The following is a 13078-nucleotide window of genomic DNA, read 5'->3' as shown; positions in this document are numbered from 1 at the left end:
AGCTAATTTTAATTCTTTAGAAAACATAAAAGAACCCCTTAGGTTAGATTTCTCCAACTCAAGGGGTTCAGTTCACGTCTAAACATTGTTTAGACGGCTTTTTATTATCGAATGCAGCTATTTAAAATGGTATATAGGAATGATGAGATAATTCCTGGAACTAAAACATTTTTAAGTAGTTTAAATTGATATTTAAAGTATTCAGATGATTTTTGTTGATTAATCTTTACTAATCTATGTTTTAAAATAGAGTGATTTGCAGATATAGTGAAGCAAATGATGGATGTAGTTAGTAGTATCCACATAAACGCCCAAAAAATAGCATAGAAGTAGTTTCCGTATATTATGTATATAATTACTGCTGACATGTTTAAAGCATCTATATAGACGGTATAAATGGATAAAAATGCTAAGAAGATTCTGGTACGCAACATTGAAATGATTGCGTATAAGACTGCAACCTCGATAAAGATTAGCATTTGTGGTAAAGCTGAAAGCAAATTTGTCTTTAAAATCACATGTAGTGACAAAGCTTCTTTATCAATGTTGAACATACCCCATAGTACTGATAGTAAAAACCATACTAGGAATGCTGCTAGAATGTTCTTATGTATGTTAAGTTTTCTGATTTTATTAATACTAGGTCATTCCTTTTATCATATAATTAAAATATTAACAATTAAATTATACTTATAAGTGCGAATTATCACAAGGAAATTATTTAAAACAATGCGCGAAATAATGATACAATGGGATTATCAAAATTAGGAGCAACGAAAAATGGAAAAATCTACCAAAAAAAATAAAAACAATTTTTTAAAAGAATGCCTCAGCTGGCTAATCTACCTAGTTGTACTAGGAGGAGTTTACCTAACAATTACTCACTTCTTCACAATGGCGACTGTTGATGGAACGTCAATGGATCCGAACTTATACAATGGAGAAAAGATGTTGGTATTAAAACAATCTGAAATCAAGCGTAATAGCGTCATCATTTTTGATGCACACGGCGAAGATCCGGAAGCTACTGCCAATGATTACTATGTAAAACGTGTTATCGCTCTACCAGGTGACACCGTTTCATACAAAGATGGTAAGTTATACGTTAACAACAAGGTTGCTGACCAAAGTTTCATCAGTAAAAAAGAACTAAATGTAGGAACGCGTTATAAATTTAATGGTGACGTTATCAAAGACTGGGACATCTCTAAGTTATCCAGCACTAAATGGGTATACAACCAAGATGCAAAGGTTGTACCAAAGGGTGAATACTTCGTGTTAGGTGATAACCGAAGTGTCTCAAATGATAGTAGATACTGGGGATTTGTTAAGGAATCCAAGGTATTAGGAGTTGCTAAGTTATTCCCATGGTCTGGTACTGCAAAGCACCGTCATAATATTAATGATTTAGCAAAATAAAGGGGAATTTAATCCATGAAATTAACTGAGAAACAAAAAGGTTTATTATCATGGTTTATCTACCTGTTGTTCTTGCTCCTTGCGTGGTTTTTAATCAAGAGTTTTGCAACTGTAGTAAAAGTTGATGGTCATTCCATGGATCCTAATTTGCACACTGGTCAACGAGTTTTGGTGTTAAAGAAGAGTGCAGTTAAACGTAATAGTGTAATTGTGTTTGATGCATTCGGTGAAGATCCAACAAAGCTTTCCACCACCTACTATGTAAAGCGTGTGGTTGGGATTCCTGGCGATAAAATCGTGTACAAAGATGGCAAATTATATATAAACAACAAGCTTTATAAGCAAAACTACATTAGTAAAAAACAAGTTAGCGTGGGAACTAGGTACAGATATCAAAGCGACGTGATAAAAAATTGGGATATTGCCAAGTTGTCTAAAGAAAAATGGGTAGATGACCAAGATGAAAAGATTGTCCCTAAAGGGATGTACTTCGTTTTAGGCGATAATCGATCAATCTCAAATGACAGTCGTTATTGGGGATTTGTTGAACAAAGAAAAATATTAGGGGTTGTGTATGCATTTCCATGGTCTGGAACAGCCACACAACGTTACAACATTAATGATTTAAAAAATAAAAAAGCGTTGAATTAGATTCAACGCTTTTTTTGTTGGGTATTTATTTTTCTTCAGATGCAGTGCTAATAGCAGCTGATGTAGTTGTTGTTGCATCACTACTTACAGATGAACTCTTGTCTGATGATGATGTATTAACGTTTAAATCAGCATTAGATCCGTCTGTCTTAACATCTTTTGCATCTTTTTGAGTCTTATCTTCATGATGCTTAAAATGGATATGTTTAGAAGCATTCTTGATAACTGGTTTTTGGTATTCAGCTACCGCTGAGTCATCAAACATACGGTTACTTAGACTTAAATCAGAAGCACTTGTTTCAGTGATAACTGCCTTTTTGACATGTTTGATTTCTTTTTTAGTCTCTTTCTCTTTCTTTTTCTTGGTAGTCTTCTTAGGCTTAACAACTACCTTTTTTACTTTTTTAACCTTTTTAACGGGTTTCACAAGTTTTAATTGGTATTCAGGAACATAACCACCTAATTTTGGTAAGAATAGGAAGTTTGATCCATTGAACCGTACGCGGTTACCCACGTGCAAGTGACCAATTCGTTTGAAATAACGGTATCTCATCATTGTGTGACGACCGTGACGTAATTTTCCATATTTGTAGACGTTAACAAATTCACTACGGTTAGTATAAGTTTGGTTAGCGGATGCATGGACAGTGGTACCGATTAAAAATACGGCACCTACGGCTGCAAAAGCAGCAGCTACTTTCTTTTTCATTATAGTTTCCTCCTGGGAATGTAAAAATATTCTCATATACATATAATAATTTACCAGTAAATACAGAAATATCAAGCTAAATCGTCTGATTTAACTTAATTGTAAAGTAGTTTTGACTTATCCACATGTTGACAACTCTAATTAGTCAGATATAATTAATTACAATTAAATTAGAAAACGATTAGAAATTAATCGTTTTCTAATAAATATATGGAATGAGGTGTTCAATATGAAAAATCAAGAAATTTTGCATGACGAAGACGAAAGTTTCGCATCAGCTTCACGTATCAAGTACTTTGATATGGTAATTGAATCGGGTGAAGGTGCGATTTTAAAGGACGTCGAGGGAAACGAATACATTGATTTATTAGCGAGCGCATCCTCAACCAATACTGGTCATAGTCATCCACACGTGGTTGAAGCTATCTCAGAGCAAGCAAAGAAGTTAATTCAATATACTCCGGCATATTTTGCTAACTTACCGGCTGCTCAACTAGCAAAACGATTGACCGACTTAGCACCAATTGATGGTCCAGCCGAATTATCATGGGGAAACTCTGGTTCAGACGCCAATGACGCGCTAATCAAGTTTGCCCGTGGATACACTGGTCGACAAGATGTTGTTAGCTTCACTGGAGCATACCACGGTTCTACATACGGTTCAATGAGTGCTTCAGGAGTTAGTTTGAACATGAATCGTAAGATGGGACCATTAATGAGTGGATTTTATAAAGTACCATTTCCAAGTCCATGGTATCGCGAGTCTTATGAAACAGAAGATGAGTTTGTTGATCGTATGTTTGAAGAATTTAAGTTACCATTTGATACATATTTACCAGCTGACGAGGTTGCCGTTATTTTGATTGAACCAATTCAAGGTGATGGAGGAATCGTGAAAGCACCAGAAAAGTACCTAAAGAAAGTATACAAATTTGCCCACGAACATGGCATTTTATTTGCGATTGATGAGGTTAACCAAGGAATGGGACGTACAGGTAAATGGTGGTCAATTCAACAATTTGACGGCATTTATCCTGACTTGATGACTGTTGGAAAATCACTAGCTTCTGGTTTGCCACTAAGTGCCGTAATTGGAAAAAAAGAAATTATCGAATCCCTAGATGCACCTGCGAACGTATACACAACAGCAGGTAACCCTGTGACAACAGCCGCCGCAATGGCAACTATTGATGTTATTGAAGATGAACACCTACTAGAACGCAGTGAGCGTTTAGGCGTTAAATCTAAAGTATTCTTTGATAGAATGAAAGAGAAGTACAATTTTGTCGGCGACGTTAGAATGTATGGTTTAGACGGTGGTATTGATATCGTGGACCCTAAAACTGGGAAATCTGACGTTAAGGTAGCCACAAAATTAATCTATCGTATGTTTGAACTAGGGGTAATTATGATTACCGTTAGGGGAAATGTGCTTAGATTCCAACCACCTTTGGTAATTACCGAAGAACAACTAGAAAAGGCTTTTGATGTTATCGATCAAGCGATGGATGATGAAGCAAATGGCCGTATCCAATTCGATAAGACAATTGGCTGGAGTACTGATTAATAAGATAATTAGGGGTGTAATTAATGGCTCATACTAAGTTAACGCAAGCAGACTTTGACGCAATGCGTGAACAATATGACAAAAATCCAAAAAATAAGGTATTGCAACGTTCCGTCATGAAAAACGGAATCAACAATACTACCAAAGATAACCGAGTAGTGGCCAAATTAAACCACACATACTCCGTAGAAATCGATACTGGTAAGGTATCAAACCAAAAACGCTCAGGTCGTTGTTGGCTATTCTCGCTGTTAAACGTTTTAAAACATGATTTTGCAAAACGCTACGACGTAAAAGACTTTGAACTATCACAAAGCTACCTATTCTTTTGGGATAAGGTAGAACGTGCCAACATTTTTTATGACCGTATTGTAGATACTGCTGACAAACCTTTCGACGATCGTGAACTTCGCTGCTATTTAGCTGCACCTGGTGCAGATGGTGGTGAATGGGGAATGGCTGTAGCACTTGTACAAAAGTACGGTGTGATGCCAACTTCTGCCTTTCCTGAAAGCAATGTCACCGAGGATACATCCGATTTAAAGGAAGTATTGAACCGTAAGCTACGTCGTGATGCAATGGTATTACGCGACATGATTCATACCGGTAAAAGTGACGCCGAAATCGCTGAAAAGCGTAAGGAAATGCTAAAAGAAGTTTACAAAATTGCCGGTTTTGCATGTGGTGTTCCACGTGAAACATTTGACTTCGAATACCGCGATGACAAGCAAAACTACCATGTTGATACCAACATTACACCTAAGCAATTCTTTGATAAATACTTCGAAATTGATTTAGATGATTACGTTGTTTTGGGTAACTACCCAAACCGTAAAATGGAACAATTATTCCGTAATAAGGCCGGTCAAAACATCGTTGGTGGTCGCGAAGTCGAATTCTTGAATATGCCAATGGATGTCTTGAAGGATGCTGCAATTGCGCAACTAAAAGATGGTGAAACTGTCTGGTTTGCCAATACCGTGACTGAACAATCAGACCGCCAAAACGGTCTATTAGACGATGATTTATACCGTCGTGCTGAATTGTTTGATATCGATATGAATATGGATAAGGCACAACGTTTGGATTACTACGACAACATTCCTAACCATGCGATGACACTTACTGGTGTCGACATTGTCGACGATAAGCCAACTAAGTGGAAGGTTGAAAATTCCTGGGGTGAAAAAGTCGGTGAAAAGGGCTACTTCGTAATGGCCGATAACTGGATGGACAATAACGTCTTCGAAGCTATCGTCAACAAGAAGTATCTAACTGATTCACAAAGACAATTACTAGAACAAAACCCAGTCGATTTAGACCCATGGGCAGCGGTATAAGGAGGACGTAGACAATGACTGAAACAAAGATTACCGAACAAGACTTAAAAGAATTACGTGTGGCCTACGATGAAAATCCTACCAATGCGATTTTAGAAAGAACCGTTACACAAAATGGAATTGGCAATGTTTCATATGATGAAACAGCCATTGAAAAATTAAATCCAGTATTTTCTGTCGAAGTGAAGACTGGTAAGGTGTCCAACCAAAAACAATCCGGTCGTTGCTGGATGTTTGCGCTATTGAACACCTTAAAGCATCAATTTGGCGCTAAATACAACGTAAAAGACTTCGAACTATCACAAAACTATCTATTCTTCTGGGATAAGATTGAACGTGCTAACATCTTTTACGACCGCATCATAAACACTGCTGACAAGCCATTAGATGATCGTACCGTTCAATACTTCCTAGAAGTAGGGCCTGGAGCAGATGGTGGCCAATGGGCAATGGCTGTATCACTAGTACAGAAATATGGTGTTGTGCCAACCACTGCGTTTAGTGAAACCAACGTTTCTGAAAGCACCGGAGATTTGAAATCAATTTTAAATTACAAGCTTAGAAACGATGCGTTCAAACTACGTAACATGGTAAACGATGGTGTGTCTGAAGAAGACATCCACGACGCCAGAGAACAAATGTTGGCAGAAGTTTACAAGATTGCTGCGTACTCACTTGGCGTACCACCAAAGACTTTTGATTTCGAATATAGGGATGATAACGACAATTACCACATTGATCGTGACTTAACACCTAAGGCATTCTATGAAAAGTATCTATCGGATGCTGATTTGGACGACTATGTTGTCTTAAGTAACTCTCCTGACAAGAAATACGACAAGATGTATCGTTTGTCAGCGCAAGAAAACGTGGTTGATGGTAGAAAGATTGAATTCTTGAATCTACCAATGGAAAACCTAAAAAATGCAGCAATTGCGCAATTAAAAGACGGTCAAGCCGTTTGGTTTGCTAACGACATTGCACGTCAATCTGACCGTAAAAAAGGCTTCCTAGCCGAAAACCTATACCATTACGACGAACTTTTTGACGTTAATCTATCAATGAGTAAAAAAGAACGTCTACAATACCATGAAGCTAATGTTTCACATGCCACTGCATTAACCGGTGTCGATTTAGTCGATGACAAACCAACTAAATGGAAAGTGGAAAATTCGTGGGGATCAAAGAATGGTGTCAACGGATATTTCATCATGGACGATGGTTGGATGAACGAATATGTATACGAAATTGTAATAAATAAAAAATATTTATCTAATGACAAAATCGCACTGTTAAGCCAATCTCCGGTCGAATTAGCCCCTTGGGATTCATTAGAATAAAATTAAAGTGTTGCAATTTTTCTAATAAGGTATTAACATAAGTGACAATCAAATAAGACGTTGAACAGGAATTTTAATTATTCAGTGTTTCACAGGAAGCTCACGGTTATGAGAGTGAGTATCACGGTAATTAAATCGTACCTGAGAGTTATTTTTCGAAATGAGTAGAAAAAATCGTTGGCGGCGTTAACGCTGAAGTTATTATAACTTCTCGAGCTAGTATTTGTGAGAATGCTAGGAATTGAGGTGGCACCGCGATTTATTCGTCCTCTTGGATATCTTATCCAAGAGGATTTTTTTATACCAAAAAATAAATAAAGATTTAAAAAACAGTGATTAGGAATTTTAATTAATTCAGTCATTTACAGAGAACTTAGCAAAGCCGGGTGAGAGCTAAGGATGACATTAATTAAATCGTACCTATGAGTTTGAATTCGAAATGAGTAGAATTCACCGTTAACGCGTTATCGTTAAAGTTTGAAAAAACTTTATGAGCTGATGTTCGTGAGAATGTCAGAAACTGAGGTGGAACCACGATTAGTCGTCCTCTAGGATTTATTCCTAGGGGACTTTTTTTATATAAATATTTGCATGATGATCAAGAATTTAATCAAACCAATCATTTACAGAGAAATTAACGTTGATGAGAGTTAATAATGACATTTGATTAATCGTACTTGTGAGTGAGCTTCGAAATGAGTAGAAGCAAACGTCGGCGGCGTTAACGCGGAAGTCATTGACTTTATGAGCTAGCATTCGCGAGGATGTTAGGAAGTGAGGTGGTACCGCGGTTACATCGTCCTCTATAGAAATTAAGATTTCGTTGTTTATATACAAAAAAGGAGGATGTTTCACATGAAACAATCAAAGAAAATCGTTTTAGCATATTCCGGAGGATTAGATACATCAGTTTCAATCGCATGGTTAATTGAACAAGGTTTTGACGTAATTGCCTGCTGCATTAACGTAGGTGAAGATTACGGGGAACATAAAGATTTAAACCAAATTAAAGAAAAAGCATTAAAGGTTGGTGCTATCAAGTCATACGTTGTTGATGCACTAGACGAATTCGCAGAAGACTTCCTACTAACCGCATTAGACGCTAACGCAATGTATGAAGGCGAATACCCATTGAGCTCAGCTCTATCTCGTCCTTTAATGAGTCAAAAGCTAGTTGAAATTGCTCACCAAGAAGGTGCCGAATACATCTGTCACGGTTGTACCGGTAAAGGAAACGATCAAGTTCGTTTCGACGTAGCTATCCATTCTCTAGATCCAAAATTGACAGTGGTTACTCCAGTTCGTCAATGGCACTGGAACAGAGAAGAAGAAATCGAATTTGCTAAGAAACACAATATCGATATTCCAATTGATTTAGATTCTCCATACTCAATCGACGCAAACATCTGGGGACGTGCTAATGAATGTGGTGTTCTAGAAAATCCATGGAACCAAGCACCAGAAGATGCTTTCGATATTACTAAACCAATCGAAGAAACTCCTGACCAACCAGAATTTATGGATATCACTTTTAAACAAGGTAAACCAGTCGCAGTTAACGGCGTTGAAATGAGCTTCGTCGACGTTATCAAAAAAATTAATATCGCAGCCGGCGAACACGGTGTCGGTCGTATTGATCACATCGAAAACCGTCTAGTTGGAATCAAGTCCAGAGAAGTATACGAAGCACCGGGTGCTACCGTATTACTAAAGGCCCACAAGGCAATGGAAAACCTAACTATGGAAAGAGATTTAGCTCACTTCAAGCCAATGATTGAACAACAAATCGCTAACCTTACTTACAACGGTTTATGGTTCTCACCATTGATGAAGTCACTAAAGGCATTTATCCAATCATCACAAGACACAGTGAGTGGAACAGTTAAAGTGAAGTTATTCAAGGGTAACGTTTACGTAGTCGCTTCTAAGTCAGAAGAATCACTATACGACGAAGACCTAGCTACTTACACTGCAGCTGATTCATTCGATCAAAATGCTTCAGTTGGTTTCATCAAACTATGGGGACTACCTACTCAAGTTGCATCACAAGTAAAACAAAAGAACTTACAAAAAAACTTCATGAAAGATGTTATGAAGACTCAAACAAAGGAAAAGGTACTAGTTGAAAACAAGTTAGAAGGTGAATCTGATGAGTGAGAAACTATGGGGCGGTCGTTTTAACGGCGACGCCAACGATTTATTCTTGAGGCTCGGCGCCTCAATCAATGTTGATATCAAGATGGCAAACGAAGATATCGAGGGATCAATCGCTCATGCCACCATGTTAAGCCACGTTGGTATCATCACAGAGGCCGAAAAAGACCAAATCGTGAATGGTTTAAAAGAAATTAAGGAAGAATTCAATGAAGGAAAACTTCATTTTAGTTACCAAAACGAAGACATTCATATGAATGTCGAAACAGTGCTAACCGAAAAAATTGGCGCTGTTGCTGGAAAACTTCACACCGCTCGTTCAAGAAACGATCAAGTGGCACTAGACTTTCATTTATATCTAAAGAAACGTCTACCACAAATCATGGCACTAATTAGGAGCTTTCAAAGTGAATTGGTTAACCTATCCAATGAAAATTTAGAAACCATCATGCCAGGATATACCCATTTACAACACGCTCAACCAATCTCATTTGCCCATTACCTAATGGCCTACTACGAAATGTTAGATCGTGACTACGACAGGTTTGAATTCAACCAAAAGCACACCAACATGTCACCAATTGGTGCTGCGGCCTTAGCGGGAACAACGTTTCCAATCGACCCACATTTTACAGCCAGCGAGTTGGATTTAGAGGCACCTTACAATAACTCCATCGATGCAGTATCAGATAGGGATTTTGCCATTGAATTTCTAAGCAATGCTTCTATTCTAATGATGCATTTATCAAGACTCTGCGAAGAAATTTGCTTATGGTCTAGCTACGAATTCAAGTACGTGGAATTATCAGATGCATTCAGTACCGGAAGTTCAATCATGCCCCAAAAGAAGAACCCAGACATGTGTGAACTAATTAGGGGTAAAACCGGAGTTGTTTACGGTCACCTAAACGCCTTACTAGCGACAATGAAATCATTGCCACTGGCATACAACAAGGATTTACAAGAAGACAAGGCTGGTGTGTTTGACACAGTCGAAAACATCGAACCAATCCTACAATTAATGACCGAAATGATTGCGACAATGAAGGTCAATAAGGACAGGATGTTACAAGCGGTCGAAAAAGACTTTTCAAACGCAACTGAATTAGCTGATTACCTATCAGCTAAAGGACTACCATTTAGACAAGCTCACCGTATCGCCGGTGAATTAGTCGCCAAATGCATAAACGAAAATTGTTACTTACAGGATCTATCATTAGAACAACTACATAACTATTCAGACTTGTTTGAAAAAGACATCTACGAAGACTTGAAACCACACGTCGCAATTCAAAGAAGAAAGAGTTATGGGTCAACCGGTTTTAATGAAGTCCATAAACAGATTGAAAAAGCGAAAGAAAAACTAAAGGGAGAAATGAATCATGAAGAATAAAATGAAACATTCCGTGTTAATTACCATGTTGCTAATGATTGCAACACTATTCGTGACAGCATTAACTGTTCCAAGTGTTCAAGCATCAGCTTCCGATAACTCACTACAACAAATTAAGCAAAAAGGATACATTGTAATGGGAACTGCCCCAGATTATCCTCCATATGAATTTATTGGAAAAGATAACGGTGGTTCAAAGGTCTATGGTGCCGATATCGAATTAGGTAAGGCCATCGCCAAAGATTTAGGAGTGAAACTAAAGGTTAAATCAATGGGATTTGATTCACTACTAGTTGCGCTTCAAACCAAAAAGGTTGATATGGTTATTGCAGGGATGAACGAAACACCTGAAAGAGCTAAGAGTGTTGACTTCAGTAAGACTTACTACTCATCAGGATTGAGTCTGGTATTAAACAGCGCCGACGACAAGAAAATTAAGTCATACAAGGACCTACAAGGTAAGACCATCGGGGCTCAAATCGGATCAGTACAATACGACGCTGTGAAGAAGGGTATCAAGAACATTAACCTAAAGGGAATGGAAAACATCAATGATTTAATTCTTGCTTTGAAGTCAGAAAAAATCAAAGCCATTCCTCTAGATACTGCCGTAGCACAAGCTTACGCAGCCCACAACCCAGGATTAAAGATTATTGATGCTAAGATGCCTGGTCAAGAAAGTCAAAACAAGATTGCCTTCTTCAAGGGTGCTACTAGCTTAGAAAATGCTGCTAACAATACAATTGATAAGGTTAACAAAGATAACCTATACACCAAGAAATTCGTTCCAGCAGCTGCAAAACACATCACTAACAACAAGTCACAATCACAATTTGAAACAATGTGGCAATACAAGAACTTCTTTATCTCAGGTATTGAATACACAATGATCATCTCAGTGGTATCAGTATTCTTCGGTATCATCTTAGGTGTAATCTTCGCTCTAATGAGATTAAGTCATAACTGGCTATTACACTCAATCGCCGTTTGCTACATCGAATTCATTCGTGGAACACCTCAATTAGTTCAAATTATGTTCATCTACTTTGGTCTAGGTACCATCGTTAACGTTCCAGCTTTAACTTCAGGAATTATCGCTATTTCCATTAACTCTGGAGCCTACGTCGCCGAAATCATTAGAGGGGGAATTAATTCTATCTCTGATGGTCAAAGCGAAGCAGCATTATCACTTGGTCTATCCAAGAAACAATCAATGCAATACATCGTGTTACCACAAGCCTTCAAGAACATCTGGCCTGCACTTGGTAACGAACTAGTAACGTTGATTAAGGATAGTTCACTAGCATCCGTAATTGGGGTTGGAGAACTAATGTATCAAATGAGAGCTGTCCAAGCTGATACCTACTTAGGTGTCGCACCAATCGCTGTCATTATGATTATTTACTTCGTAATCACATTTACAATTTCTAGAATCATGAAACACTTAGAAGGGAAGATTAGCCATGGAACCAATGATTAAAATTGAAAATTTAACCAAAAAATTCAAAAATAATACCATCTTTTCTGACATCAATGCTGAAGTCCACAAGGGTGAAGTAATCTCACTTTTGGGTCCTTCTGGTGCCGGTAAGAGTACCTTCCTTCGTTGCATTAACATGCTAGGTGAACCAACTTCTGGAAAGATTCTATTGGATGGTAAAGACCTAGTAAGTAGTTCTGAAAAGGAACTAATTCAATTAAGAACCCATATCGGAATGGTGTTCCAAAGCTTTAACTTGTTTGAAAATAAGACAGTTATCGATAACATCACACTAGCGCCTATCAAGGTTAAAGGGATGAGTAAGGAAGACGCCGAAGCAAAGGCGCACGAACTACTTAAGACCGTTGGCCTAGATGATAAGGCAAACGTATACCCAGATAGCTTATCAGGTGGACAAGCGCAACGTATCGCAATCGTACGTGCATTAGCCATGGATCCTGAAGTAATTCTATTCGATGAACCAACTTCAGCATTGGACCCTGAAAAAGTTGGTGAAGTACTAAGTGTTATGCAAGACTTAGCTAAGAAGGACATGACCATGATTATCGTTACTCATGAAATGGAATTCGCTAAGAATGTTTCAGACGAAATTTGGTTTATGGATGAAGGCAAGATTCAAGAAAAACAAGCACCTAAAGACTTCTTCGAAAATCCTAAAACCCCTAATGCCCAACGTTTTTTAAGTAAAATGATTTAATCTGTTTATAAATACGTAAAAAGACCAACATATATGTTGGTCTTTTTGATTATTCTCATTTTATTTTGTACAATAAAACTAAACATGACACATTTTGAATTAATCCGAGGAGGAAATCAATTGTCTAAACGTTTTAAACTAGTAGAAGAATCATTTACAGGAGTATCCATTTACATCGACCAAAGAACTGGTGTCGAATACGGTGGATACGGAAGTACATTAACACCACTACGTAACCCTGACGGAACTTTGTTTGTTGATGAATCTGAAATTGATCAAGATTACGAACACAAAGAAAAATAAACGG

12 protein-coding genes and 3 other annotated features are annotated in these 13078 nt (G+C 37.7%); of the genes, 10 read left to right on the top strand and 2 right to left on the bottom strand.

Features of this window, described 5'->3' with window-relative positions; all coding sequences use genetic code 11:
- Positions 1-104: 104 nt before the first annotated feature.
- Positions 105-554: a hypothetical protein gene (locus JUD45_RS06555; RefSeq protein ID WP_138727256.1), complete on the bottom strand. Its 450-nt coding sequence runs from the start codon at positions 552-554 to the stop codon at positions 105-107.
- 226 nt (positions 555-780) lie between these two features.
- On the opposite strand from JUD45_RS06555, the gene lepB (JUD45_RS06550) reads away from it, so the two are divergent.
- Together lepB (JUD45_RS06550) and lepB (JUD45_RS06545) are read left to right on the top strand one after the other, a co-directional pair.
- Entirely contained in the window at positions 781-1419 is a 639-nt protein-coding gene (lepB, locus tag JUD45_RS06550; protein ID WP_138727255.1) for a signal peptidase I, read from the top strand.
- A 15-nt stretch (positions 1420-1434) separates the two neighbouring features.
- Complete coding sequence (gene lepB, locus JUD45_RS06545; protein ID WP_187155845.1) at positions 1435-2070, top strand: signal peptidase I; 636 nt, start codon at positions 1435-1437, stop codon at positions 2068-2070.
- Positions 2071-2095: 25 nt separating this feature from the next.
- Here lepB (JUD45_RS06545) and JUD45_RS06540 read toward each other — a convergent pair whose 3' ends face one another.
- Complete coding sequence (locus JUD45_RS06540) at positions 2096-2779, bottom strand: hypothetical protein (protein ID WP_138727253.1); 684 nt, start codon at positions 2777-2779, stop codon at positions 2096-2098.
- Between the two features lie 229 nt (positions 2780-3008).
- Here JUD45_RS06540 and JUD45_RS06535 point away from each other — a divergent pair, with 229 nt between their 5' ends.
- The 8 genes from JUD45_RS06535 to JUD45_RS06500 all read left to right on the top strand — a co-directional run bounded on the left by JUD45_RS06535 (position 3009) and on the right by JUD45_RS06500 (position 13074).
- Positions 3009-4346 carry an aspartate aminotransferase family protein gene (locus tag JUD45_RS06535; protein ID WP_138727252.1) on the top strand — a complete coding sequence of 446 codons (1338 nt, stop codon included), beginning with the start codon at positions 3009-3011 and terminating at the stop codon, positions 4344-4346.
- A 23-nt stretch (positions 4347-4369) separates the two neighbouring features.
- Positions 4370-5686, top strand: coding sequence for a C1 family peptidase (locus JUD45_RS06530; RefSeq protein ID WP_138727251.1), 1317 nt, complete (start codon positions 4370-4372; stop codon positions 5684-5686).
- A 14-nt stretch (positions 5687-5700) separates the two neighbouring features.
- Complete coding sequence (locus JUD45_RS06525) at positions 5701-7026, top strand: C1 family peptidase (RefSeq protein ID WP_138727250.1); 1326 nt, start codon at positions 5701-5703, stop codon at positions 7024-7026.
- Positions 7027-7077: 51 nt separating this feature from the next.
- Positions 7078-7300, top strand: a binding site (T-box leader).
- 49 nt (positions 7301-7349) lie between these two features.
- Positions 7350-7578 (top strand) — a binding site (T-box leader).
- 33 nt (positions 7579-7611) lie between these two features.
- Positions 7612-7833, top strand: a binding site (T-box leader).
- A gap of 48 nt (positions 7834-7881) precedes the next feature.
- Positions 7882-9183 carry an argininosuccinate synthase gene (locus JUD45_RS06520; protein ID WP_203619879.1) on the top strand — a complete coding sequence of 434 codons (1302 nt, stop codon included), beginning with the start codon at positions 7882-7884 and terminating at the stop codon, positions 9181-9183.
- Positions 9173-10573: an argininosuccinate lyase gene (gene argH / locus JUD45_RS06515; RefSeq protein ID WP_203619880.1), complete on the top strand. Its 1401-nt coding sequence runs from the start codon at positions 9173-9175 to the stop codon at positions 10571-10573. Before JUD45_RS06520 ends, argH begins: the two co-directional genes overlap by 11 nt.
- The gene (locus JUD45_RS06510) at positions 10563-12053 is read left to right on the top strand and encodes an ABC transporter substrate-binding protein/permease (RefSeq protein WP_138727247.1); all 1491 of its coding nucleotides are present in this window, start codon (positions 10563-10565) and stop codon (positions 12051-12053) included. Before argH ends, JUD45_RS06510 begins: the two co-directional genes overlap by 11 nt.
- Positions 12037-12771: an amino acid ABC transporter ATP-binding protein gene (locus JUD45_RS06505; protein ID WP_034530595.1), complete on the top strand. Its 735-nt coding sequence runs from the start codon at positions 12037-12039 to the stop codon at positions 12769-12771. The genes JUD45_RS06510 and JUD45_RS06505 overlap by 17 nt, the downstream gene beginning before the upstream one ends.
- A 120-nt stretch (positions 12772-12891) precedes the next feature.
- The gene (locus JUD45_RS06500; RefSeq protein ID WP_034530593.1) at positions 12892-13074 is read left to right on the top strand and encodes a DUF6440 family protein; all 183 of its coding nucleotides are present in this window, start codon (positions 12892-12894) and stop codon (positions 13072-13074) included.
- Positions 13075-13078 lie beyond the last annotated feature (4 nt).

The organism is Apilactobacillus nanyangensis, assembly GCF_016861915.1.
GTDB lineage: Bacteria > Bacillota > Bacilli > Lactobacillales > Lactobacillaceae > Apilactobacillus > Apilactobacillus nanyangensis.
Note: the sequence above shows the minus strand (reverse complement) of the source record. Positions and strands in the feature narration are given on the sequence as shown.